General features: G+C 58.4%; 20 protein-coding genes and 1 pseudogene. 11 read left to right on the plus strand and 10 right to left on the minus strand.

Annotated elements, in window-relative coordinates:
• Position 1 precedes the first annotated feature (1 nt).
• The 7 genes from ABV300_RS00085 to ABV300_RS00115 all read left to right on the plus strand — a co-directional run bounded on the left by ABV300_RS00085 (position 2) and on the right by ABV300_RS00115 (position 7,317).
• The gene (locus ABV300_RS00085; RefSeq protein WP_353714551.1) at positions 2–724 is read left to right on the plus strand and encodes an ABC transporter ATP-binding protein; all 723 of its coding nucleotides are present in this window, start codon (positions 2–4) and stop codon (positions 722–724) included.
• Positions 724–1,437, plus strand: a complete 714-nt coding sequence (locus ABV300_RS00090; RefSeq protein ID WP_353714552.1) for a hypothetical protein — start codon at positions 724–726, stop codon at positions 1,435–1,437. Before ABV300_RS00085 ends, ABV300_RS00090 begins: the two co-directional genes overlap by 1 nt.
• A 33-nt stretch (positions 1,438–1,470) precedes the next feature.
• Positions 1,471–2,868, plus strand: coding sequence for a hypothetical protein (locus ABV300_RS00095; RefSeq protein WP_353714553.1), 1,398 nt, complete (start codon positions 1,471–1,473; stop codon positions 2,866–2,868).
• A gap of 54 nt (positions 2,869–2,922) precedes the next feature.
• Positions 2,923–4,110 (plus strand): aminoacetone oxidase family FAD-binding enzyme, encoded by a 1,188-nt coding sequence (locus ABV300_RS00100; protein WP_353714554.1) that lies wholly within the window; start codon positions 2,923–2,925, stop codon positions 4,108–4,110.
• Between the two features lie 91 nt (positions 4,111–4,201).
• Entirely contained in the window at positions 4,202–5,164 is a 963-nt protein-coding gene (locus ABV300_RS00105) for a hypothetical protein (RefSeq protein ID WP_353714555.1), read from the plus strand.
• A gap of 75 nt (positions 5,165–5,239) precedes the next feature.
• On the plus strand, positions 5,240–5,935 hold the full coding sequence (locus tag ABV300_RS00110) for a response regulator transcription factor (RefSeq protein WP_353714556.1): 696 nt from the start codon (positions 5,240–5,242) through the stop codon (positions 5,933–5,935).
• On the plus strand, positions 5,932–7,317 hold the full coding sequence (locus ABV300_RS00115) for a HAMP domain-containing sensor histidine kinase (RefSeq protein WP_353714557.1): 1,386 nt from the start codon (positions 5,932–5,934) through the stop codon (positions 7,315–7,317). The genes ABV300_RS00110 and ABV300_RS00115 overlap by 4 nt, the downstream gene beginning before the upstream one ends.
• A gap of 84 nt (positions 7,318–7,401) precedes the next feature.
• On the opposite strand, the pseudogene dnaK reads toward ABV300_RS00115, so the two are convergent.
• The 3 genes and pseudogenes from dnaK to hrcA form a co-directional block, all read right to left on the minus strand.
• Positions 7,402–9,318, minus strand: a pseudogene (dnaK, locus tag ABV300_RS00120) (molecular chaperone DnaK); the annotation flags it as partial.
• A gap of 62 nt (positions 9,319–9,380) precedes the next feature.
• Entirely contained in the window at positions 9,381–9,890 is a 510-nt protein-coding gene (locus ABV300_RS00125) for a nucleotide exchange factor GrpE (RefSeq protein WP_353714558.1), read from the minus strand.
• A 59-nt stretch (positions 9,891–9,949) separates the two neighbouring features.
• On the minus strand, positions 9,950–10,990 hold the full coding sequence (gene hrcA, locus ABV300_RS00130; protein ID WP_353714559.1) for a heat-inducible transcriptional repressor HrcA: 1,041 nt from the start codon (positions 10,988–10,990) through the stop codon (positions 9,950–9,952).
• 199 nt (positions 10,991–11,189) lie between these two features.
• Between hrcA and ABV300_RS00135 the strand changes: the two genes are divergently transcribed.
• The 3 genes from ABV300_RS00135 to ABV300_RS00145 all read left to right on the plus strand — a co-directional run bounded on the left by ABV300_RS00135 (position 11,190) and on the right by ABV300_RS00145 (position 13,349).
• Positions 11,190–11,720, plus strand: coding sequence for a sigma-70 family RNA polymerase sigma factor (locus tag ABV300_RS00135; RefSeq protein WP_353714560.1), 531 nt, complete (start codon positions 11,190–11,192; stop codon positions 11,718–11,720).
• The gene (locus ABV300_RS00140; protein ID WP_353714561.1) at positions 11,717–12,610 is read left to right on the plus strand and encodes a hypothetical protein; all 894 of its coding nucleotides are present in this window, start codon (positions 11,717–11,719) and stop codon (positions 12,608–12,610) included. Before ABV300_RS00135 ends, ABV300_RS00140 begins: the two co-directional genes overlap by 4 nt.
• Before the next feature lie 103 nt (positions 12,611–12,713).
• The gene (locus tag ABV300_RS00145) at positions 12,714–13,349 is read left to right on the plus strand and encodes an MBL fold metallo-hydrolase (RefSeq protein WP_353714562.1); all 636 of its coding nucleotides are present in this window, start codon (positions 12,714–12,716) and stop codon (positions 13,347–13,349) included.
• Between the two features lie 59 nt (positions 13,350–13,408).
• Here ABV300_RS00145 and ABV300_RS00150 read toward each other — a convergent pair whose 3' ends face one another.
• The 7 genes from ABV300_RS00150 to ABV300_RS00180 all read right to left on the minus strand — a co-directional run bounded on the left by ABV300_RS00150 (position 13,409) and on the right by ABV300_RS00180 (position 22,433).
• Positions 13,409–16,255, minus strand: coding sequence for a WD40 repeat domain-containing protein (locus ABV300_RS00150; RefSeq protein ID WP_353714563.1), 2,847 nt, complete (start codon positions 16,253–16,255; stop codon positions 13,409–13,411).
• Positions 16,256–16,328: 73 nt separating this feature from the next.
• Positions 16,329–17,735: an MFS transporter gene (locus tag ABV300_RS00155; protein ID WP_353714564.1), complete on the minus strand. Its 1,407-nt coding sequence runs from the start codon at positions 17,733–17,735 to the stop codon at positions 16,329–16,331.
• 3 nt (positions 17,736–17,738) lie between these two features.
• The gene (locus ABV300_RS00160) at positions 17,739–18,107 is read right to left on the minus strand and encodes a VOC family protein (RefSeq protein ID WP_353714565.1); all 369 of its coding nucleotides are present in this window, start codon (positions 18,105–18,107) and stop codon (positions 17,739–17,741) included.
• 98 nt (positions 18,108–18,205) lie between these two features.
• The gene (locus tag ABV300_RS00165; protein ID WP_353714566.1) at positions 18,206–19,120 is read right to left on the minus strand and encodes a dihydroorotate dehydrogenase; all 915 of its coding nucleotides are present in this window, start codon (positions 19,118–19,120) and stop codon (positions 18,206–18,208) included.
• A 105-nt stretch (positions 19,121–19,225) separates the two neighbouring features.
• On the minus strand, positions 19,226–20,449 hold the full coding sequence (locus tag ABV300_RS00170; protein WP_353714567.1) for a hypothetical protein: 1,224 nt from the start codon (positions 20,447–20,449) through the stop codon (positions 19,226–19,228).
• A gap of 121 nt (positions 20,450–20,570) precedes the next feature.
• On the minus strand, positions 20,571–20,843 hold the full coding sequence (locus ABV300_RS00175) for a dehalogenase (protein WP_353714568.1): 273 nt from the start codon (positions 20,841–20,843) through the stop codon (positions 20,571–20,573).
• A 21-nt stretch (positions 20,844–20,864) separates the two neighbouring features.
• Positions 20,865–22,433: a reductive dehalogenase gene (locus tag ABV300_RS00180; protein ID WP_353714569.1), complete on the minus strand. Its 1,569-nt coding sequence runs from the start codon at positions 22,431–22,433 to the stop codon at positions 20,865–20,867.
• Positions 22,434–22,847: 414 nt separating this feature from the next.
• Here ABV300_RS00180 and ABV300_RS00185 point away from each other — a divergent pair, with 414 nt between their 5' ends.
• Positions 22,848–23,654: a winged helix-turn-helix domain-containing protein gene (locus ABV300_RS00185; RefSeq protein ID WP_353714570.1), complete on the plus strand. Its 807-nt coding sequence runs from the start codon at positions 22,848–22,850 to the stop codon at positions 23,652–23,654.
• The last annotated feature ends 194 nt before the right edge of the window (positions 23,655–23,848 follow it).

A 23,848-nucleotide genomic window follows, 5' to 3' on the forward strand; every position in this document is an offset into this window, starting at 1 on the left:
AATGCTGAAACTTGAGAACGTCACCAAGACCTTTGCCCTGGATGCGTCTACATCCATCAGCCCCGTCCGCGATGTCACCCTCGATATCAAAGCGGGGGAGCTGATCATGATCATCGGCCGCTCCGGGACCGGGAAGTCCACCCTTCTAAACCTGGCCGCCGGATTGATCAAACCTACATCCGGCCGGGTGACAATGAACGGCGGCGATCTTGCCGGCCTGGATGACCAAGGGCTTTCAACACTCCGCCGTGAAACCATGGGCTTTATTTTTCAATTTCCCAGCCTGATTCCGTCCATAACGGTATTGGACAACGTTTATCTTCCATCGGGCTTCACCTCCAGGAAATCACCAAACCATTTCCTGGAACGTTCCAAAACACTGCTGGAAACAGTCGGTTTGAGCGCTAAAGCCCGGGTACACCCCCAGCAGCTTTCGGCCGGTGAACAGAAAAGGGTGGCTATCGCCAGGGCTTTGGTGAACCAGCCCAAACTGATACTGGCCGATGAACCGACCAGCGACCTTGACCAGCACACTGAAAACCAGATTATGGAGTTAATCTGCAGCATCAATAAGCAGGGGGTAACTTTTCTGGTGGTTACTCACAGTCTGGAACTGCTGCCTTTCGCCAGCCGGGCTTTTGAAATGGAAGACGGCAGGCTGAAACCCATGCCATGCCGAAATACGCCGGTTGCTACCATCGGGGTAGCGAGGGAACTGCCGTGATGAAACACCGGCAAGCCGTCTCAATGGCCGTAATGATCTTACTGCTCCTGATACTGCCGGCCTGCGGTCCGGACAACGGAACGCCGAGCGTCACTTCGCCTTCTCCAACGACTTCTTTACCGTCTACAACGCCGCCGGCAACGACCACCCCCGGCACTTCCACCCCGCCGACAACCTCCGCTCCTCCCGTAATCTCGGGCACCTTCATTTTTAATTTCGACGCCGGCAGCCCTGTGTTGAATGTTGGCCAGAGCACGCCTTTCAGCAGCACCGTTAGCGGCATCACTGCTGAATTCAGTTCGTCATCCGGAGCGGCCTATTCAATCCAGAACCAGGCGGCGACCAATTTTATCCTGTCCCAGTTTTCAGGCAAATATATCTACGACAACGACGTCTCCAGGAGTTCGCTCCAGATTAAGTTCAGCCAGCCAATGAACTCGGTTTCTATTGTGTTTGCCACCACTGATTCACACGGCCCGGGTAACGTCGAGACCCCAACGGAACTCAGGGTGGTCGCCTATTCAGGTTCAACCTCAACCCCGCCGATTGGCGCCGCGGCCGCCCGCGGCGTTTTCGCCAACGATACCTTTCCGCAAGGCACTGTCACCTTCACTTCCGCCGTCGCTTTCAATATCATCGTCCTGGAAACCGTGCCGGTGCTGAACGGCGCTTCGGCTTTCCTTATTGACCAGCTTGCCGCCACCGCCAATTGACATTATCCGCCGCAGGGTTTATCTTTCCAGCCGATGCCGAAAATAGCAGGGCAACTTAAACCTCAGGACACCGCCTGTGCTACTCAGGCAGGTGAACATCTTAGCAACAAAAACCTTTTCAAAGGTCTTGTCCTCCTCGTCGCTCTGTTTTATGGCGGCAGCTATTTTCTCACAGGTGATCTCCTCCTGGAGCTGCCCGCGAACTGGTTTACCGACTGGTTAAGCGGCGTCTTTAAACTGATGGACCAACATGGATTCCTTAATGTCTGGTCCGGTCAAAGCCCCGGTACTCACTATCTTTACTACCTGCTCTGGAAACCAGCTCAGGCGCTCGGCTCCGGCTCTTCGGTGGAGATTATCTTCTCCGTCCTCTGGTATTTTCTGAGCATGGGCGCGGTTTTCCTGGGCATATTCTATTTTTACAAAATCGTCGAGCGGATGATAGGTCCTAATCAGGCCCTCATCCTCGGGCTGGTCTACACCATACTAGTCATTACCTTCAAATGGTACACCGTGGTCGATTCCATACCGCTGACGGCTTTTCTCGGGGCGGTGTATTTCGTTTTGAAAGGCTCCCCAACAACCGGCGGTCTCATGTTGGGAATCGGGTCGGTCATCAAGCCCTTCGGCATGCTTCTAATACCCGTCGTTCTGAAAAGTGAATTTCTGTCGAAAAAAGCAAAAATACTTTTCATCGGATTATCAACTGCCACGTTCTCTCTATTATTTTTACCTTTTGTTATCGGAAATTTCCGAGTATTTTTAAGTTCGTTCAATTGGCAGGCAGGCCGGCCGCCCTGGGAAACCGTTTATGCCCTTATTCAAAAACTCCTAGACAAGCCGATACCTCAGGATGTGTTTTTCCAGGATTATTCTGGCGTGGCTCAAAGAGACTGGGGGTGGACCGGCATAACCCCTGACCATTCCGTCATGACCATGATCGTCCCTGATTACTCCCATTGGTACAGCCTCGTTTTCGTCATCCTGATGGCGGTCATTATGGGCGGTTTCATCTATTCTAAAAACATCAGGACGGAAAACCAGTTCATCTGGGGTCTGTTATTTGCCCTTGGCGGTTACTTCACCGTTTTTTACGGCTGGTCTGCCAATTTTTTCTACTGGCTGATACCCTTCCTGCTGATCCTGCTGCCGATTTGGTTTTCAGTTTCATTTAAATTGTTGGTGCTTCTGGAATACCCATTCCTTTACGGTCTCTACCTGGTTCATATCGCCCCGGATCTGGTGTCGTCGGTATCCGGGCTGCCATCTTCGGTAACCATGGCGCTGGCGCCTCTTGGGATTGGTTTCTGGATTATCATTGTCATAAAAACCGCAATTCTTGCCTGGTTGTCGATGCTAGCCTGGAAAACACTCCCAACTAAGCCACTCACCGCCTCAGATCTCAAATCAGCCCTGCGCTTAACCTCGTGACCGGTCAATATCTCCAGGCAAAAAACCGACCTAAAATGGTATGATTCGGCTGCTATGGAACGTTTCACTACCGCGGTCATCGGCGGCGGCGCCGCCGGCCTGCTGGCTGCCATCAGCGCCGGCCGCCGCGGCGCCCCGGTGGTAATCTGCGAAAAAACACCGCAGCTCGGCAAGAAACTACTGGCTACCGGCAACGGCCGCTGCAACCTGCTAAATGCCGATCTTTCTGAACTCCACTACAACGCCGCCGCCCGCCGCCTGGTAAGCTCCATTTTTGAAATCTTCGGCCGGGACCAGATTCTCAGCCTGTTTCGCGGCTTGGGACTTGAAGTATATTCGGACGAAGGCCGCATCTTCCCCCGCACCAACCAGGCCTCCTCCGTGCTCAAGGTTCTGGAACTTGAGTTAAAAAGGCTGCCGGTGGTGGTTAAATACAATTTCGACTGCGCCTCGATCAGTCCTTCGAAAAACGGGTTCATCGTCGCCGCCCGTTCCGGTGAAAAAGTGGAATGCCGCCGCGCTGTCATCGCCGGCGGCGGCCGGACCTATCCCGCCTTCGGCGCCGATGGCGGCGCATATGAAATCGCCCGCAAACTGGGCCATAGCGTCGTAGAACCGGTGCCTGTCGCCGTGCCGCTGGTGGTTAAAGACAATTTATGCCACTTGCTGCAGGGCCAGAGGATTTTCGCCGTCGCCCGCAGCATGATCAACGGTCAACCCGGCATTGAATACTCCGGGGAACTACTCTTCACCAAGTACGGCCTGTCGGGCACCTGCATCCTGGATGCTTCAGAGGAAGTGTCCATCGCCTTGACCCGAAAACACCGGACACAGGTCTTCATCGCCGTTGACCTGGTACCCTTCATCAGCCGCGATAAGCTGGCAGGCGAACTTCAGCGGCGGCGCGATATCGGTATGCTTCCCGACGACCTGCTGGCCGGCATACTGCCCAACAAGTTCGGGCCGGCGCTCCAGGGTATTCTGGAAAACAGCGATACCGCCGCGGTCGTCGAATCACTGAAAAATCACCTGTTCCGGGTTGCCGACACCCGCGGCTGGAATGAAGCTGAATTCACCGCCGGCGGTGTCTCGGTCGAAGAAGTGGTGACAGGCACTCTGGAATCTAAATTGAAAAAAGGCGTCTATTTTGCCGGCGAAATGCTGGATGTCAATGGGGAACGCGGCGGCTACAACTTAGCCTGGGCCTGGGCTTCAGGCTGGGTAGCCGGAGCGGCGGATTGATTCGCTGTTTCACATTTTACACACATTTTACATCCGGCTAACACCGGGATAACATTGAGAGGGTATCATAGTCTCAAAGGAGGACGGAGAGATGAACAAGACCGTTTTGAGACTAATATCAGGAACCATTACAGTGGCGGTGCTGGCCGGGGGTTCGGTGGCGCTTGCCGCCGCCGATAAGACCGACCGGCCGCAGCCAAAGACCGAACAGGTTGCGGAAGGAAAATCCCGGGGTGCCTCTGGCGACAGGCTCCAGAACATCGGCGACCTGGCCACCCGCGTCATGCAGTTGCAAAACCGCAATCTGGTGGCAGCACTGCTAGACCGGCTGGTGGCGGCGGGCAAGATCACCCAGGGCGATGCCAACAAGATTCTAAAAGACTGGGACGATCAACACCCCAACTGGCAGCCGCCTATCGACCAGCTTAAAGCCCGTATCATGGACATGGCCAACCGGAAAAATGTCGTCGCTTTACTCGACCGGCTGTTGGCCGGCGCCAAGATAACCCAGGGGGAATACAACCAGATTCTAAACGGCTGGGACAAAGCCCACCCCAGCTGGCAGCCTCCGGTCGATCCCCTCACCCGCATTATGGAGATGCGCAACCGGGACAACGTTGTTACGCTGCTCGACAGGCTGGTGGCCGCCGGCAAGATCGATCGAGCTGAGGCTGATCGCTTCCTCGCCGCCTGGGACGCCGCCCACCCCAACTGGCAGCCAGTTGACCCCATCCAGCGAATTATGGAGATGAAAAACCGCAATCTGGTGGCAGCCCTGCTGGACCGGATGGTGACGGCTGGCAAAATCACCCAGGGGGACGCCAATAAGATACTGAAAGACTGGGATGACGCCCATCCTGGGTGGGTGCTGGATGTGGCCGCGCTGCACGATCGGGTAATGAAGATGCAGAACCGAGACAACGTGTTGGCCTTCCTCGATCGCCTGGTTGAAGGCGGCCGTCTCAACCAGGGTGATGCCAATAACATCCTGAAGGACTGGGAAGACCTTCATGCTAACCAGCCACCCGTCACCGGTAGGACACCCAAAGTTTAACGCCGACTCCACTAAAAAAGAAAGGCCGGAGGGTTTTCTTCCGGCCTGTTTCATCAGTTATTTCGATTGGCTATAATGTCGGGCAACGTTATGGAAACCATCGTCATCATCGACGACGAAACAAATATCGTCGAATTGGCCCGCCTCTACCTGGAGCGGGAGGGCTTTAAGGTCGCGGCTTGCGGCAAAGGCCGCGAAGGCATCAGCCTCGTCTCGGCCAGCAATCCGAACCTTGTCATCCTCGACATCATGCTCCCGGACATCGACGGCTTCGAGGTGCTGAAACGGCTGCGATCATCAAGTAAAGTCCCAGTGCTGATGCTGTCCGCCCGCCGCGAGGACGTGGACAAGATCGTCGGCCTGGAGATGGGCGCCGACGACTACCTGACCAAGCCCTTCAACCCGCATGAACTGCTGGCTCGGGTCAAAGCCGTTCTCCGCCGCAGCCAGCCTCCGGCTTCCGCCGGGCAGGTCATCGAACTGGGCAAGTTACGCATCGATTCGGAACGCCACGAGGCGGCGGTCAACGGTTCGCCGATCGAGCTGCGGGCCAGGGAACTGTCCCTGTTAATAGCCCTTGCCCGCCAGCCCGGCATAGTCTTCTCCCGGGAAAGACTCCTTAACCAGGTCTGGGGTTATGACTACTACGGGGACACCAGGACAGTCGACGTCCACATCAACCACCTGCGCGATAAACTCAAAGGCTCCGGCATAGATATCGAGACACTGCGGGGTACAGGTTACCGGCTGGTGGCGGGCGGGGCCGCATGAGCCTGCGTCTGAAACTGTTTCTCACTTACTCTCTGGTGGTCATTGTCACCCTGTTCACCGCCGCGCTCGGCAGCGCTGTACTGGTGCGCCAGTACGCCGACCGCCTGGCGATGGAACGGCTGGATGACGCCGCCCGCCCTATTTCGGTGCAGGTGGCCGCCCTCATCCGGGGCAATGTCACCCTGGCCGAACTCGTCGAGAACATGCAGGCCCAGGCCGACGCCTCCGGAATGCATATCCTGTGGTCGGACGCCGACGGCAACCTGCTCCGTCAGTTGGTGCCGCAGGCCGAACCGGCCTTGCAGTTCCCTGAAGGGGCGCTGCCTCACGGTGTGCCGCAGGGTACCACCGGCGAGATTATTGACGACGCCGGCGCTGATTATTTTTATTCCGCCTACCCGCTGGCGCGGGCACCCGCCGGTATCGCCCGCGCCCAGACTCTCATCCTGGCGGTGCCCCGGCCTGAGGCTGCCGCCGCCCTGGCCGGGGTCTTCCGGCCTTTTGCCTGGGCCGGCGTCATCGCCCTGGCAGCCTCGATCGTGCTGGCTTACTGGCTATCCCGCTCGGTCTACAAGCCGCTGGGCGAAGTATCGGCCGCCGCCGATAAGATCGCCCGCGGCGATTACGGCTACCGGATCAATTCCAGAGACACCGGCGACATCGGCAAACTGGCGCAAAACTTCGACCGCATGGCCGCCGAGGTCGAGGCATCGCAGCTCAAACTGCGGCATTTCGTTGCCGACGTTTCTCACGAACTCAAGAGCCCGCTGACCGCCGTCCAGGGTTTCTCTCAAGCCCTCCTCGACGGCACTGCCGCCGACCAGGAGACCCGGGACAAAGCCGCCCGCATCATCAACGACGAGGCTAAAAGACTGCGGCGCCAGGTGGATGAACTGCTTGACCTCTCCCGTCTCCAGTCCGGTCAGTTCAAAATGGATTCGATCCGGATTGATCTTTATGATGTTTTAAAGCACTCGGCCGACCTCTTCGGTCCGCCGGCCGCTGATAAGTCGGTCAGGATCGAACTGGACGTCAAACCGGGTCTTTGGGTCAAAGGCGACGCCGACCGTCTGGAGCAGGTATTCAACAACCTGCTGGACAACGCCGTGAAGAACAGTCCGCCCTTCACCGGGATAAAGATCGCCGCGCGTGTCGAAGACGGGCATGTCATCGCCAGTGTCCTCGACCACGGCCCAGGCATCCACCCTGATGCCCTGCCCCGTGTCTTCGACCGGTTCTACCAGGTATCCGGGGTGAGGACGGGCGTAGGCCTCGGCCTGGCCATCACCCGCGAGATCGTCCTGGCTCACGGCGGCGGCATCGAGGCCCGAAGCGCCCCGGGGGCCGGCGCGGAGTTTGTGGTAAGTTTACCTTCGATGTAAGGGCGGTCGCCAGGCTCTTTGAACGTAATAAATGACAGGGAGGGGCTTTCGCCCCTCCCTCTTCAACGTGCTTCGATCCCCTTGTTAGACTTCGCGGAATTCACCCTCGACGGTGCCCTCGTCGGGTTTCTTGCCGTCCTCTTCGCCCTGAGGCGGCGGCTGGGCGCCCGGCGGAGGCTGCTGGGCCTTATAGACCGCCTCGCCAAGTTTCTGCATCGCTTCTGACAGGGTCTGCGTCGCTGACTTGATCGCCGCGGCATCGGAACCACCAAGCGCCTGCTTCACCGCTTCAACCTTGGCGGTTATATCGGTATTCAGATCGGCCGGGACTTTGTCTTTGTTATCCCGCAGCATCTTTTCCGCCTGGTAAGCCAGGGTGTCGCCCTGGTTCTTAGCCTCGGCCAGCTCCTTGCGGGCGGTGTCCTCGGCGGCGTGGGCGGCGGCCTCTTTCTGCATTTTTTCAACCTCTTCCTTGGACAGGCCCGAGGAAGCGGTGATGGTGATCTTCTGTTCTTTGCCGGTGCCCTTGTCCTGAGCTTTAACCGACAGGATGCCGTTGGCGTCTATATCGAAGGTGACCTCAATCTGAGGCAGTCCGCGCGGCGCCGGTAGGATGCCGTCCAGCATGAACCGGCCCAGCGTCCGGTTGTCGCCCGCCATCGGGCGCTCGCCCTGGAGCACGTGGATTTCCACGCTCGGCTGGTTGTCGGCGGCGGTGGAGAAGACCTGGCTCTTGCTGGTCGGGATGGTGGTGTTGCGGGTAATGAGTGGCGTCGCTACGCCGCCCAGCGTCTCGATGCCAAGAGTCAGCGGGGTGACATCGAGCAGCAGCACGTCGGAAACTTCACCTTTAATGACGCCGGCCTGAATGGCGGCGCCGATAGCCACCACCTCGTCCGGGTTGACGCTCATGTTGGGTTCCCGGCCGAAAAACTCTTTGACCTTGGCCCGGACCAGAGGCATGCGCGTCTGGCCGCCAACCAGGATCACTTCGTCGATCTGGGCAGTGGTCTTGCCGGCGTCGGTCAGTGCCTGGCGGCAGGGGGCGATGGTCTTCTCGACCAGGTCCATCACCAGCTGCTCAAGCTTGGAGCGGGTTAGTGTTATGTTAAGATGCTTCGGACCGGAGGCGTCGGCGGTGATGAACGGCAGGTTGACCTCCGTCTGAGCCACGGTGGACAATTCGATCTTGGCCTTCTCCGCCGCCTCCTTGAGCCGCTGCATGGCTGTCTTATCCTTGGACAGGTCAATGCCCTGATCTTTTTTATACTCAGCGACCAGCCAGTCAATGATCTTCTGATCAAAGTCGTCGCCGCCTAAATGGGTGTCGCCATTGGTGGACTTCACCTGGAAGGTGCCCTCGCCAAGTTCCAGAATGGAAACATCAAACGTGCCGCCGCCCAGGTCATAGACCGCCACCGTTTCCTCATGCTTTTTATCCAGGCCGTAAGCCAGCGCCGCGGCCGTCGGCTCGTTGACGATACGCAGCACCTTGAGCCCGGCGATCTGGCCGGCGTCTTTGGTCGCCTGCCGTTGGGCGTCATTGAAATAGGCCGGGACGGTGATGACCGCCTCGGTCACCGGTTCGCCCAGGAAGGCCTCGGCGTCGGTCTTGAGTTTCTGGAGGATCATCGCCGAAACTTCCGGCGGTGAGTACTCTTTGCCCCCCAGGAGCACTTTAACCTCGTTGTTGGCGCCCTTGACGACCTTATAAGGCTTGCGGCGGGCATCCTCCTCCACCGGGAGTTCACGGCCGGCGGGTTCGCCCCATTTGCGGCCCATGAAGCGCTTGATGGAATAGATGGTGTTCTCGGGATTGAGTACTGACTGGTTCTTGGCCTGCCGCCCCACCAGCCGTTCGCCGTTTTTATTCACAGCGACTACCGAAGGCACCAGCGTGCCGCCCTCGGCTGAAGGAATGACCACCGGTTCGCCGCCCTGAATCACGGCGACCTCGGAATTGGTTGTGCCCAGATCGATGCCGACTACTTTACCCATGTTTTGCGGTTTCCTCCTTAATTTACAATTAGATTATATTTTGCTTTTTCGCCAGTTCAAAGTGACTATTCTTCGATATCCTCGCAGGACACCTTGACCTGCGCCGGCCGCAGCACCCTGTCCTTATAGGTGTAGCCCGCCTGCAATTCCTCGACGATGATGCCTTCCTCGCCGGCGCATCTGAGGACGGCCTCGTGCAGGCCGGGATCAAACCGCTCGCCGACCGTTTTCATCGCCTCCACGCCCTCGCGGGACAGTATCTGGCGGAATTTACGTTCGATCTGCACCATCCCTTGCAGCCAGGGTTCTCCTGCGGCGTGTTCCGGCACGGCATCCAGCGCCCGGGAGAAATCATCCAGTACCGGCAGAATAGAGAGGAAGGCCAGGCTTTTGCCCAGGCCCACCGCCTCGGCTTTCTCAGTTTCAGCCCGGCGCTTGTAGTTGATGAAGTCGGCCTGGGCGCGTTTCAAATTGTTCAAATTATCCTCGGCGCGGGATTTTTCCTGTTCCAGCGCGCCGCGCAGGGCGTCAAAATCACCCTCCATGATTTCTTCATTGTTGTTGTCAGGCGTCATGTCAAACCTCTAGAAAATCTTATCTTGGGTTGCCGGCGGCAGATATCTGGCGTTTTCCTCTAACCGCCGCTCCCCGGCTCGGGTTCCCGCCCGTAAAGCTCCGCCACCAGGGCGCTCATCACCAGCGACAGGTACCGCACCGCCGCGATGGTTTTTTCATAATTCATCCGGGTCGGGCCGATAACTCCCAGCGTTCCCCGGGCTTCGTTGGGTAATCCGTAGCTGCCCAACACCACCGAAAAGTCCCTGATACTCTGCTCCCGGTTTTCCTGGCCGATGTATACCTTGATCTCATGGGCCTCGAATTCCTCTTCGCCCAGCATCCGCCCGAGCTGGCGTTTCTCCACCAGTTCCATCAGGGAGTGGGCGCGCTGGCTCCGGGCAAACTCCGGCTGCTCCAGCAGGTAGTTCAAACCATCGAGATATGGCTCTTCGTTGCGCTGCTCGTCCTCGGCCTGCATCATCTTCAGCACTGCCGAATGGACTTTCTTCTCCGTATCCGAAAGCAATACGTTGCTTTTTTCGACCTGCGTCCGCGTCAGGCCGTCGAAAGCCTGGTTCAGCCGCTGGGAGGTGGCGGTCAGTTCAAATTGCCCCACCGCGTTGCCGAAACTCACCAGTTGCTGCCGCACCCGCGCCCCCCGCAGGATTAAAACCGCCAGCGCCAGATTTTCCTGCAGCGTCACCAGTTCCAGGTGATGGTATTTACTGGCCGTCTGCTTGGGCTGGGTCACCACCGCCACATTGTGCACCCGCTGGGAGACCAGGCCCGCCGCCAGCGACAGCCAGTTCTCCATCTCCTTCTCCACCTGGTGGAAAAGGTGGTTTATCAGCAGTTGGTCGGTCAGCGACATCTGGGCGTGCTTGATGCTCTCGACGTAATAGCGGTAGCCCTTATCGGAAGGAACGCTGCCCGCCGAATGGTGGGGCTTCAGGATATAGCCTTCCTCCTCCAGCCGCACCATCTCGTTGCGCACCGTAGCAGAGCAAACATCCAGGCCGCACTCGGAGATGACCGCCGCCGAAGAAACCGGCACGGCTCTTTCGATGTACTGCCGGATGATGCTCGAAAGTATGGTTTCAGACCTTGAATTCAGCATTGTTCCGTACCTGTTAGCAGTCTAATGCCTTGATTGCTAACAAACGTAATTTAGCACTTTTAAGATGTTTTTGTCAAGGTTATACCAGCCCAATCTTAACGAAGTTCGCCTCAATCAAGCGTAATTGAGCACACTGCCCTGATAAAATCTGTCATGATATGCAACATTTTTGATCACACCCCCGTTATACTATGGAATCATGAATATCGAAGAAGAAAAATCTCTCGTAGAGCTCGCCAAGACTGACGCCGCAGCCTTTGGAGCACTGTATGATGAGTATTATCGTAAAATATTCGGCTACGCCCTCAGACGCACTGCCAACCTACAGCATGCCCAGGACGTCACCTCGGAAGTCTTTTTCAAAGCACTCAAGAGCATCAATTCATTCCACTGGCGTAAAATCCCCTTTTCGGCATGGCTCTACCGAATTGCCTCCAACGAAGTGGCAAACTGCTTTCGCCGCAACTCGCACTACCAGAGTTCTTTAATCCCTGATGTCGCTATCGTCGATGATCTCTCGGTTAAGGATGAATTCCAAAGATGTGATGATTTCCTTCTAGTCCACCAATATGTAATGAAATTACCCCAAAAATATCAAGAAGTAATTGCCCTGCGTTACTTTGAGGATAAAACCATCGAGGATATTGCGGCAATCCTCGGCAAGCCGGAGAACACAGTTAAATCATTGTTGCGCAGGGGGCTGGGAAAGTTGAGGGAGGTATTGACATGAGCGATAAGAGGTTTATGAAAATGAACGAAGGCGACCTGATCAGTAAACTTGAACATCTTGAATTCCCAGAAATTGACCTCAACGATCAGCGTATAGCATTACGGCAAGTTTTAATTGAATCTCACCAAGCTATCGGTGGGGGTGGCCAAATGAAAATCCTACCTCTAAGACTGATTGCAATTGGCTCTTTAATCGGAATAGCAGGTTTCATGACTGCCGGGCTGTTAGGTAAACCTCCTATAACAGACTCGCTCTTAAATGCTGACCACATCATGGCGGCGGTAATAGAAGATGCAACCGTCAAAGCTGCACTTATGGGGGAAGGAATCGCCCATGTTGTAATCACGGGATCATTTGAATATTCCGCCGAGGTAATAATAACCACATCTAGCGGCCGAAATTTTTCTTTGTTAATTGATGAAAACGGCCATGTCGTCGGAATGAATCCAGGGACCCCCTATTTGGGATATGGATTCTTCCCGCTTATTACTTCTGAAAACTACAGCACTTACTATGAGGAGGAGAGTCCACTGGCTCTAACCCAAGATGAAAAGGGGAAAGTTGAAGAATTTGCCAAGACCGCAGACCCGCTCTTAGCTCTTTTAGAAAATGGGGCGAAAATATCAAGGATTTCAATCGCCTACGCAAAAACCACGACTTTGTTTGATGCCGAAAAGAAGACATGGACTATATTGGTTCATGAAAAACTTGCTCAGGTATTAGTCGAAATAAACGGCCAGGGGTTTATCTACTTCATTGACTTTTTACACGGTGAACTGTATTTGTCCATCGATGATTTTTGTAGCCAGCGGGGAATTGTAAGCCCGTCACAACTGAGTAAAATTGGTAGCAGTGTACCTTCCATAATTGATTTGAGAGGTGATTCATGATCGCATTCGACGAGACTCACACGGATGACTTATAGTTTCTGATTATTAGTTTTCCGTCATTTTGTGTTCGCCCCCAGCCCGCCGCTTCTGCTATAATCGCGCCATGGAAATTAAGTATTTCGGCCATTCCTGTTTCCGCCTTAAAGGCAAAAATACCGCCGTCATTACCGATCCTTTCGCCCCGGAACTCGGCGCCCTCGGCAAGCAAACAGCCAGCATCGTCACCGTCAGCCACCAGCACAACGGCCATAACTTTACCTCGGGCGTTTCAGGGGATTTTCGGGTAGTCTCCCGTCCGGGAGAATATGAAATCGGCGACGCCATCTTGATCGGCGTGCCGTCGTTCCATGATTCAGAAAAAGGCATCATCCGGGGCAAAAACACCATCTTCGTCATCTCTATGGACGACCTGGTGGTCTGCCACCTCGGCGATTTAGGTGAAATGCTCTCTGAAAGCCGGGTTGAAGAACTTGGCAAAGTTGATATTTTGCTGGTGCCGGTAGGCGATATGAGCGCGCTTAACGCCGCCAACGCCGCGCGGCTGGTGCGCCAGATAGAGCCGGCCATCGTGATACCCATGCATTACAGCATGCCGCAGATCAACCGTGAACTGGAACCGGTGGAGCGCTTCCTGGGGGAAATGGGTGTCGCCGGCGTCACGCCCCAGCCCAAATTGAACGTCAGCCGGGGCAATCTGCCGCTGCCCACCCAGGTAGTGTTACTGGAAGCTGCGGTCTGATCCGTTCCCGATGACTCCGTCGTTGCTCGGGCTGAACCCCGGCGTCCGTTTCTTCCCGGCTAGAAAAACTTCGGCCGCGACCTAACTGTCGCGATAACCACGATCAGCAGCACCACCGTCAGCCCCCCAAAGCCGATAACCGCGTAGGTCACCCATTCCGGTACTGCCGTTTGCACGATCACCTGTGTCGTGACGATCGGCTCCTGGGTTGTCCCCGGGGGCGGTTGCGACGGGGTGGCCGCCGCGGCGGTGGTGAAAGCCGCCGTGCCGCTCCAGGCGGAGAAGGTATTCGGTCCCAATGCGCGTACCTTCCAGAAATAGGTCATTCCGGCGCCCAGCTCAGTAACCGGCTGCCAGGCGTTGCCGGCAATGGAATATTCAGCCGGACTGCTGGTAAAACCTGCGTCGGCGGCAATTACCAGCTGGTATCCCGTCGCCGCGGCGGTTTGGGTCCACTGGAACACCGGTCTTTGAGCCACGCCGCCGGCACCCGGACCGGGCGCCAGGAGGGTGACTCCGCCCAGCGCCGCGGTAAAACTGCGCACCGCCGACCACGGCCCGGGCAGCGGCAAGGTTACTCTGACTCTCCAGTAATAGGCCGCGCCGGCATCGAGGTTGCTCAGCCGGATGCTTTCGGTCGGGCTGGTGCCTGAAAAACGTGGGCTGGACATGTCCGCCCTGTCACTGACCTGCCATTCGTAGAGCGCTGCGCCGCCGGGATTACGCCAGGTCAGGTCGATGCCGCCGACGGCGCCGGTCCCGAAAATCCCCAGCCCGGGAGCTTTATCGGGCGGCGACACCAGCTGGACGGGGGCCGCTAAAGTGTCGGTGAACGTCACAATGACGCTGTTGGCCGTGTCCAGGCTGAACATGACATCGCCGCTCATTTCCATTCCCCACAGGGTAACCCCGGCTGGCAGGCCGCTGCGGGCACTGTCCCAAGCGGCGTAGTCCGGCGATTTCCGGGCCAGCCCGCCGGCGGAACTGGTAACCTGGTTGGCGCTCGCGGCGTAAATGACCCCGGCAGGGGAAACCGACAGCCCGGAAACCATGAAGCCGGACGGCAGTCCGCTGTCGATGCGGCTCCAGCCGCTTTCCCCAAGCGTCAGCTGCCAGATCCCGGCGCCGGCGTCGCGAGAAGCCGAATAGATGCGCCGGCTGGTGGAAAAATCGGGAGCGAAAGCCAGATAAATGTCTCCGGAGATGGCCGGCCGGGGCAGGGCGCCGAAGGAGGCTCCGCCGTCGGTGGACAGAAAAATATTGCCGTCCGAAGCCCCGGCGACCAGTGTCCGGTCTTGGTCGAACGACGGTGAAATTTCGATGGCATTGATTGCCGCGGCTCCGGCGACGGCGCTTTCAAATCCGCCTGAGGCGGTCCGGCGCCAGACCCGGGCGAAGGAATCGAGGGAAGCGTAAAACAGGTTCGCCGCGTCGGCGGCGGCAAAACCGGCGGTTGAATCCACCGCTTGCGGCAGGGCGGCGGCGCTGAAGCTCAAGCCGGAGTTTTTAGATTCCAAAAGCACCGGCCCGGCGGCTGTCGGCCCGGCGATGAAAATGGTGCCGTCGCCGGCGACCGCCATGCGTTCGATGCCGCCCAGCCCGTAATCCCCTGTCCCCAGCAGGTGACGCCAGCTGGCGCCCAGGTCGGCGCTCCGCCACAGGTCGTGGGATGACCCGGAGCTATTGAAACTGAGCAGGTAGACCGCCCCGTCGGACGGCGATACCGCCAGATCAACCACCGCGGAAATGGCCCCGTCGATGAAAGCCGCCTGTCCCCAGTTCCGGCCGTTAGTGTCGGCGGCGCACAGAGCGCTGCCGCTGCCGGCGGTCGCCGCGTAATATTTACCGCCGGATGCCATAATTGAATTAATCCGGTCGCCGCCGGCGGCTTCCTGCGCCCAGCCGCTGCCGCCGTTTGAACTGCAAAACAAGTGACCGGAAGCCGCCGCCCCAACTACCACAGTATAGATTGGCGCGGCGCCGGAAGCAGCGATGCTGGCGAAATCCCCGCTCAAGCCGAGTTCGGCGGAAGGCGAAGAACCAGGCGCCCGCTGCAGGAAAGCCGCCCAGACCCCGCCGCCCCCGGCGCCGTTCGAGACGGCGGCGTACAATTGCCCGGCGCCGCTTGAGAGGTTATAGTCGGGGGTCGCCGCAATCCGGCCCTCGGCGGCAAAAACCGGGTTTGAGCCGTGCCGCAGTTCCGCCCCGGCGATGGCCGACCAGCCGCCGCCGCTGTATCCTATGACTGATGTCCCGGCGGCACCGACCGCCAAGGCCAGCAACGCGCCGTCCGCGGCATAACTTGGCGACCGCATGATATGCAGCACGTCGGACGCTCCGGGTGAGATATCCCGCCACCCGGAGAAGAAATCAGCCTCGTTGAAAACATAAACGCCGCCCCACTCCCCAGCGTCGCTGTCGGCGACCGATACCGCAACGGCATTGCCAGACCCTCCGGAGATAACCTCCATGCCAGTGATGCGCCGGTTCCCGGCGCCGGCTCCTCCGGGATTGGAGGGGAGGGTGATGAAATTTTGGCCGCCGTCTTCGGAGCGGTAAACGGCAACGGATGTCGCGTAATAGAATCGGCCGTCAGAAGCCGTACCCAGGGCAACAGCCTCAGCCGGCGATGAATACAGCTTACCGAAACCGCCGCCCGCCGCCTGGTGGAACAGCCCTCCGTCGGCGCCGGACAGCCAGACCAGCAGCCTGCCCTGACTGTCGGCGGCCAGCGCCCCGACATCGGAACCAGGGGTCAGCGTCCAGCCTCCGGCAACGCCCGACCGGGGCATCGGCAGCGCCGACCACGCCGCGTCGGCGGCTGACGCGGCGCCGCTGGCCAGAACCGCCAGCGCTAGGGCAAGCAGGAACGCCGGGGCGGCGCGTTGGAAGTTACGATTCTTCACATCGGCATTGTAATCGTGGCTGCCGCCGGCGTCAATACATTAATTTGAAAACAGAGAAATCCGGGTGGATGTTTTAGGCTGCGCCGGCGACGCGGTTGCGCGCCAGTGAAGCACCGACTCCGGCCAGGCTGAGGGCGGCAAACAGCGCGAAGGACGCTCTGAGGCTGTCGATGAATTCAGGCAGCACCGCCGCCGAGATAGGCACCCGCCCGATAATCAGGGCAAAGAGCAGCATAGCCAAACCCAGCGACAGCATCTGCCCTACCAGGCGCATGGTGCCGAGCGTCGAGGCGGCGACCCCGTAGCATTTTCTCTCCACCGCGCCCATGACCGCCGAGGTGTTGGGCGACGAGAAAAAGCCGAATCCGGAGCCGATGACCACCAGCGCCGTCATTAGATAAACCAGCGGCGTATCCCGCCCGATGAAAGCCAGCATCAGCAGGCCGGCAGCCGACAGCGCCATACCGCCCGAGGCAATCAGCCTGGGTTCCAGCCGGTCAGCCAGCCTACCGGCGAACGGCGAGATAAGCGCCATCAAAACAGGCTGGGCCACCAGGACCAGTCCCGCCCCCGCCGGGCTGAAACCCTTGGCAAACTGGAGGTAGAGCGAAAGCAGGAAGCCAACGGCGAAAGTCGCGGAGTAATTGATTAGCGCCGCCGCGTTGGAATAAATAAAGACCGGGTTGCCCCGGAAAAGGCTCACCTGGAGCAGCGGGTGCTTTGTCCGGGTTTCAATCAGGACGAACATTCCCAGCCCGACCCCGCCCAGGACAACCAGGATGACCCCGGCGGCATCCGGCATCTCGGAAAACCCGGCTATCACCGCTGACAGAGCCAGCCCGTAGATAACGGCGCCTTTCATGTCGAAACCCTCGCCTGCCGCTTCCCGGAAATCGAACTTGAGACTGCGGGAAACCGCCAGGAAAGCCGCTGCCGCCAGGGCGGCGTTTAAAATGAAAATGAAGCGCCAGCCAAAAGCCTCGGTGATCAGGCCGCCCGCGGTTGGTCCCAGCGATAGTCCAATGTATACCGCCGCGGCGTTCCAGCCCAGGACCCGGCCCCGCTGGGCCGGCGGGAAAACTGAAGTCAGTATAGCCACGCCGGTGCCGAACAGCATGGCCCCGGAAACGCCCTGGAGCAGCCGCAAGACGATGAGTTGGCCGCCGTTCTGGACCAGCGCCGCCCCGAGGGATGCCGCCGCGTAGGCGCCCAGCCCGGAGGTGAAGATTTTCCGCCTGCCGGTGATGTCAGCCAGCCGCCCGAAGGGCAGCAGGAATACCGCCGCCGCCAGGATGTAAGCCGTGGCCACCCATCCCAGAGTCACCGCATCGAGGGAGAACTCGCGGCCGATCGGCGGCAGCGCGATGTTGACCGAAGAGCCCATGAACGGCGTCAGGAACGACGCCAGCAGCGCCGCGGCCAGTGCCGCCCGGCGCGCCGGGGCGTCGGTAACCGGCGGCGCGACGGGGCGAGACTGCATGTCTTATTTGGCGTTGGGGTCGTTCTGCATCAGGCCGAAGGGATTGCCTTCGGTGTCGGCGAAGTAAGCGAAGTACCCGATACCTGGCACCGCCTGGTCGGGGGAGATACGTTTACCGCCGGCGGCGATAATTTTCTTGGCCGCCGCCGCCAGGTTTTCAACGCCGATGGTGTTGACCACCTGCTTGATCGCCCCGTCAACGCTCATAATCGCCCCGTCAATGCCCGGCTCCTTGGCGCCGCCGGTGGTGATGTTCCAGTAATCCATCGGCCCGGCCCATTTCTCGATTTTCCAGCCGAAGGCTTTCTTATAAAATTCAACCGCCCGCTCCGGTTTGACCGCCGGAATTTCAAAATGGATGACCCTTGACATGGCAGCCTCCTTCTATTGTGCTTGCGAGCGTCTGCCCTGGCAGGCTCGCGGCGTCTTTACGGTCCCAGACGAACCTCCCGGCTCTCCGGGCGCGGTGTTTACTTCCGCGCCGCCCCGATCAGGTCTCTCAGACCGGCTAAATTAAATTTTAGCATGTATTTTTCGATTCCCTTAATGATCCCCGTGAACACCGTCGGATTGACCAGCGCCGCCGTGCCGATTTCGACCGCCGATGCCCCGGCCATCAGGAATTCCAGCGCGTCTTCCGCCGTGGCGATGCCGCCGCCGCCGATGACCGGGATTTTGACTGCCCCCGCCGCCCGCCACACCATCGCCAGAGCGATTGGTTTGATCGCCGGGCCGGACAGTCCGCCAGTTGTATTGCCCAGAATCGGCTTCCGTTTATTGATATCGATGGCCAAACCGCGGACGGTGTTGATGAGAGAAATCGCGTCGGCGCCGGCGCCCTCCACCGCCTGGGCCAGGGCGGCGATGTCTGCGGTGTTAGGGGTCAGCTTGACGATGACCGGTAAAGACGCCGCCGCTTTCACCGCGGCGGTCACCGCCGCCGCCCCCTCAGGGGTGGCGCCGAACTCCAGGCAGCCGGCGGCTACGTTGGGGCAGGAAATGTTGACTTCAAGCGCCGCGATGCCCGGTACTTTGTCCAGCTTCGCCGCGATCTCGGCATAGTCGCCGATGCATTCGCCGGCGATGTTGACTATCGCCGGCGTCGGCCACGCTGCCCACATCGGGGCATATTTTTGGATAACGGCATCCGCGCCCGGGTTCTGCAGCCCGATGGCGTTTAAAAGCCCGTCCTGTGTCTCCATGATGCGGGGCTGTGGATTGCCGGCCCGGGGCTTCAGCGTGGTGCCCTTGCAGGCGAATGCCCCGAGTTCGGCGATGTCATACAGCCTGGAAGGCTCGTCGCCGTAGCCCGCCGTGCCGGAGGCGGCGATGACCGGGTTCCGGAGCTTCAAGCCCGGCAGCAGTTCGATCGACATGTCAGGCATCGGCAAGATTATAGGCGATTTTTTGTGTCTTGGCGAGGACTTGCCTCGTGCGGCAAGTGCCGGCAATCTCATCCGACTATCCTCAGGCCATGCGCCGGCCATCGTTTACAACTCGATCGCCGAATCCACATCAGGGAATCCGAAGGTCCGCTCGCACAGGTGGCAGCGGTAGCACTGGTTCCGGCAGTTCCGCAGCGCCAATTCCAGCTTCCGGGCCTCAGGCTTCATCCAGACGTCCTTGGCAAGCGCCTGTTTGATCTCGGTGACATCGGTTTTTACCTCGGACGAACATGACGGCGCGAACACCCAGAGATGCAGCGGTTCAAGGCCGTTTTCGACAATTTCGCCGTACGATGACATGAAAAATCCGCCGCCGGCTCTTTCCATTGACCGCCACCCGAAGCGGATCTCGCCGGCGCCCTGCGGCTTGAATTTGGAAAGCCGCCCGCTGTATTTGAAGATATCCACCAGACCGGCATATTCGGCGAAGGTCTCGACGCCGGTCCAGTAGCAATTGGCGCCGAACCGGGGCAGCATTGCCCCGCCCTGCTGATCGGTCCACCGGCGGCAGGTCAGCGCTCCCAGATCGCTGTCCCAGTAGTTTACCTGGCGCAGGTAAATCTGCAGGTCGTCATGCTCGCGCTTGAACGGGCAGGACGGCAGGCAGTCCTCCCACACCAGGAGGCTGGTCTTAACGTCCCTGCCGGGATGCTTCGACCTGTATCCCTCGACAGCATCCTTCACCCTCTTGAGTTCGTCTATATTGCGGTTGAGCGACCGGTCAAGCTGGATGACATCGTATCCCAGGTAGAGGTAGTCAAGCACCTGCTGGGCGCTGGAAACCTGCTGGTTGACCGTGTTTTTCCATTTCATCCCAGGGAACCGCCGCTGCAACAGGCCTGTCCGCATCAGGTGATTGTTGGCCAGGGTGCAGTTCCGCAGCCCCCGGTGGTAGAAAGCGCCCAGCCAGTCCAGAAAGGCGCCGGCCACTCGGCTGTCAGAGCTGTAAAACATCTCCACCGGGATGTTGAGCTGGTTGATGGTGAGCGAGATTTCGATGCCGAATTCCCGCTGGATGCGGAAAAGATTGTCGATCTGGGTGTCGGAGGCTTCGACCCCCATCACGTTGCCGTAGGCTATGTCATGCTGGCGGGCATAGCTGTCATAGACCTCTTGCCCGCGGTATTTGTAGCGGAACACCTTGCCGAAGTAAATGTCGAAAATCTCATCGCGGAACCGCGGCGAGGCGTTTTTCACCGCTTCGTAATAGAGACCTGGTTCAGGCCAGTTGTCGTAGTGGGCTATTGAAATGCGCCGCTTAAGATCCAATCCACCCGCCCGAATCATGATTCCAAGCTGACTTAATTTATCCCGTTGAGCCGTATTTTTCAAACCAAAGCGGCGGCGCCTTCCGGCGCCGCCGCTTGCCATTGGTGCTTTCAGGAAGCGATTAAGCTTTTTTCTGCCGGCGGGCGGTCAGCTGCCAGGCGATCACCATCAGGACGAGTCCAGGCAGACCGACGAACATCAGGAACTTGTTGGCCGCACCCGGGTTAAACTCGTTGCGGACTTCGACAAAGTTCTGGAGGGCAAAGAGCACCAGCAGCAGTCCGGCGATACCGATCAGCCACTCGTACCAGGCCATTTTCACGCCCTTGGAGCGCATCCAGGCGATCAGCGCCGCCAGGCCGAAACCGAGGATTAGTGCAATTACCAGCCACATTTCAGTTATTCTCCTGTCTTCCTATTTGTATCCGCCGTGCATGGCGCCAAGAGCCGTCGAGTAGCCGTATGACGGCAGGGACATATCCCACCACTCTTCCTTGGCCTCGCCTTCCTTGAGGCCGAAGCCGAAGACGGTATCCATATCGGCGAAGAAGCCGTTCAGGATGCTGGTGTGGGCGATGGTGCCGCGGACAATGTCATGGACCAGGGCGCCGTACTGGGAGTTGAAGACGCAGACGCCGAAGCACAGCTGGCAGCCGTTGGACAGCGGGGCGCGGTACTGGGCGCAGGTGATGCCGTCGGTCCAGTAGGTCTTGCGGCCCAGCTTGTAGTACTCCGCCTCGCCTTCGCCCATGGGATCGAAGCCCAGGCCGGGCAGTGCCGGGTGCTTGGGGGTAATGCGTGAAGGATAAGCTTCGTAGGAGATCTCGCGGCCGCCCTTGGGCTCGATCGACTCGGACGGGCAGTGCGCCGCGCAGATGCCGCAGTCCTGGCAGAAGCGCCAGATGCCGGCGTCAATGGGCTTGGTGTGCTCCATCGGCAGGTCGGAATATAGTTCGAACAGGCCGACGGTGGAGCCGTGCTCCGGGCTGATGCTCATGATGGTATGCCGGCCGTTCTCCACCAGGCCGGTCAGTACAGCGCCGGCGATGCCGGGCATGGCGCCGTAGGGCTCATCGTTCATGTGCTGGTAGCCCAGGCCGCGGATGAACATCGAGGTGCAGGCGCGGATATTCTCGCGCAGGCGGTAGCGGGTGATGTTGGCCGCGCTGAAAATGGCGGAGTTGGGCGTGGTGCGGAACATTTCATGGGACTGCGGCACCGTGTATGACAGGGTGTAGACGCCGTGAGACGGAATAGAGGTTATCTGGGTGGCAGCGTCGTAAGAGAACTTGGAGTCACTGGTGAAATTCATCGGCTGAACCCAGGTGGGCGGGGGCGGCCAGGTGGTCTTGCCCTCGAAGGGGAAGTAAGTCTGGGCAATGCTCTGGCGCCCGTGGAGGGCCAGCAGTTTCTGATGGTCGCCCTCAAGAGCCGCGGTACCGATGTTGGAGGCACCGAAATGAGCCATCGCCGCTTCCATCATCTTGAGGTTTTCTTCCGGGGTGCCTTCCCACCGGGGAACGCCAAGCTGTTCAGGCGTGCTGATGGCGGCCAGGCGCTTGTCGGCGAATTTATCGGTGTCAACGGCGGTGAAGCCGAGGCCGCGGGAAGCATTGTTGAGCGCCTGGTCCCGCAGCGTCAGGCCTGGGGTCTTGTTCAGCATCTGGTCTTTGCGGGCCTGGGCTTGCTGGTTGAGCAGGGCGGTATATTCCGCCAGGCCCAGGTAGCGGGCGATGATGGCGCCGGACTGGGTGCTGTGGTAGCTGTGATGCCGCTTCATCAGGCCCCAGTCGATCTCGACTGTCGGCTCATCGACTTCCTTGACCCACCAGGCGCGCTTGCGTAAAGCGGTGGAAGATGAAATCAGTTCATCGACGTCATGATAGACCGGGCTGACCAGGCTGGCCGCGCCGAGGCCGGCGCCGGCAAAACCGAGATTCTTCATAAAATCGCGGCGGCTGACTGTGCTGTGAAAAATGGACATGCGGTTCTCCTTTTCGTTCTTGCTTGTTGCGAAATCGTGCTGCTTTTCGGTCTCTCCCGACGTCAGGTGATAAAATCAGCACCTCCTGCGGCGACTCTAGCTTGTGGAATCTTATTGGGATCCGGGTTATTAGTTGTTATTATTTAATTACTTATTGTTTGTATTCAAAATACTAATACTGGAGGAAACTTATATCTGAAAAGCTGCCGTGTTTCATCGTACTAAAGGACTAGTACCATGCTGATTTATTTTATTTAATGTGAGGCCGCAACGTATCTATTAACAACCGTTAATTACGTATCTATGCTGATTTTTTTCCCTTAACTAATATGACGTGTGAGTTAGTGAAACGGGTTATTTTATGATGATCCGCGTTAGTTTTATGGTATAATGCGTGTCTGAGGCGGCGAAGTGTTGAAGCAAGACCAACAACTATCTGAGGAACGGGCGCCTGGGCCCCTGGACTATCGCCTGCTGTTTGACATGGCTGATGATGCCATTTTCGTCTGGGAGAAGGAACCCGGCACGGAAAAAGTTCAACTGGTGGATGTCAACCAGGCCGCCTGCGCCCGCTACGGCTTCACCCACGAGGAATTCCTGGGGTTGGACGGAACTAAACTTAACACGCTGGACAGTTTCATCGCCTATAAAAAGAGAGCCAGCGAACTTCAGCGCACCGGCCACTGCATCATTGAACTGACGCATGTAGCCAAAAACGGCCAGCTTATCAATATCGAATCGAACGCTCATCAGTTCATCTCCGGCGGACGGACTTTTGTTGTCTCAGTCTGCCGCGACCTTGCCGCCCGGAAACAAACCCAGCAGGAGGCTTTGGAGAGCCTGGTGAAAACTTTGGTTCACGACCGGCTTTCGGACACCCTGGATAAGCTTGAGACCGCCGCTTTATCTAGAAGAGCTGATTTTACGGACTTTGTATTCTCGGCGTCGCTTCGTAAAGTGTCGCACCGCGGCCGGACGGTTGATTTGACCTCTTCGGAGAGCGTCATTCTGCGCCTGTTGCTACGGGAAAGGGGTAAAGTCCTTGGCTTCCCAGCTTTTGCTAAAGCCCTCGGCAAAGCTCCAACCCCGGTCTTCGTCAAGCGCTTGAGAGTCCACATCCACAACCTGCGGCAGAAGCTGGAATCGGATCCGGCCACTCCCCGGATCGTCCTCTCCCGCCCCGGCAAGGGTTACCTTCTTTCGGAATCTACGGAAGCATAACCGCCGCGCTGCGCTTAATAGACAGCACCGCTTATCTGGTCTTGCGTGAAGCCTGGCGACAAATCTATGCTTGTTCGGCTTCGGAACCACACCCCGCCCCCAGCCTTCTGCTTGTCATTCCCGAGAAGGCGGGAATCCACGTTAAATACTCGTTCGCCCTGAGCCTGTCGAAGGATAAAACACCGTCCTCGGAT

Origin of the sequence: Dehalogenimonas sp. 4OHTPN (assembly GCF_040448695.1) — a bacterium.
In the GTDB taxonomy this organism is placed as follows: Bacteria; Chloroflexota; Dehalococcoidia; order Dehalococcoidales; family Dehalococcoidaceae; genus Dehalogenimonas.

Bases quoted from the DNA above. Each gene is read 5' to 3' on its own strand.
- ABV300_RS00085 (WP_353714551.1), top strand. From the start codon at position 2: ATGCTGAAACTTGAGAACGTCACCAAGACCTTTGCCCTGGATGCGTCT.
- ABV300_RS00090 (WP_353714552.1), top strand. From the start codon at position 724: ATGAAACACCGGCAAGCCGTCTCAATGGCCGTAATGATCTTACTGCTC.
- ABV300_RS00095 (WP_353714553.1), top strand. From the start codon at position 1,471: ATGCCGAAAATAGCAGGGCAACTTAAACCTCAGGACACCGCCTGTGCT.
- ABV300_RS00100 (WP_353714554.1), top strand. From the start codon at position 2,923: ATGGAACGTTTCACTACCGCGGTCATCGGCGGCGGCGCCGCCGGCCTG.
- ABV300_RS00105 (WP_353714555.1), top strand. From the start codon at position 4,202: ATGAACAAGACCGTTTTGAGACTAATATCAGGAACCATTACAGTGGCG.
- ABV300_RS00110 (WP_353714556.1), top strand. From the start codon at position 5,240: ATGTCGGGCAACGTTATGGAAACCATCGTCATCATCGACGACGAAACA.
- ABV300_RS00115 (WP_353714557.1), top strand. From the start codon at position 5,932: ATGAGCCTGCGTCTGAAACTGTTTCTCACTTACTCTCTGGTGGTCATT.
- ABV300_RS00125 (WP_353714558.1), bottom strand. From the start codon at position 9,890: ATGACGCCTGACAACAACAATGAAGAAATCATGGAGGGTGATTTTGAC.
- hrcA (WP_353714559.1), bottom strand. From the start codon at position 10,990: ATGCTGAATTCAAGGTCTGAAACCATACTTTCGAGCATCATCCGGCAG.
- ABV300_RS00135 (WP_353714560.1), top strand. From the start codon at position 11,190: ATGAATATCGAAGAAGAAAAATCTCTCGTAGAGCTCGCCAAGACTGAC.
- ABV300_RS00140 (WP_353714561.1), top strand. From the start codon at position 11,717: ATGAGCGATAAGAGGTTTATGAAAATGAACGAAGGCGACCTGATCAGT.
- ABV300_RS00145 (WP_353714562.1), top strand. From the start codon at position 12,714: ATGGAAATTAAGTATTTCGGCCATTCCTGTTTCCGCCTTAAAGGCAAA.
- ABV300_RS00155 (WP_353714564.1), bottom strand. From the start codon at position 17,735: ATGCAGTCTCGCCCCGTCGCGCCGCCGGTTACCGACGCCCCGGCGCGC.
- ABV300_RS00160 (WP_353714565.1), bottom strand. From the start codon at position 18,107: ATGTCAAGGGTCATCCATTTTGAAATTCCGGCGGTCAAACCGGAGCGG.
- ABV300_RS00165 (WP_353714566.1), bottom strand. From the start codon at position 19,120: ATGCCTGACATGTCGATCGAACTGCTGCCGGGCTTGAAGCTCCGGAAC.
- ABV300_RS00175 (WP_353714568.1), bottom strand. From the start codon at position 20,843: ATGTGGCTGGTAATTGCACTAATCCTCGGTTTCGGCCTGGCGGCGCTG.
- ABV300_RS00180 (WP_353714569.1), bottom strand. From the start codon at position 22,433: ATGTCCATTTTTCACAGCACAGTCAGCCGCCGCGATTTTATGAAGAAT.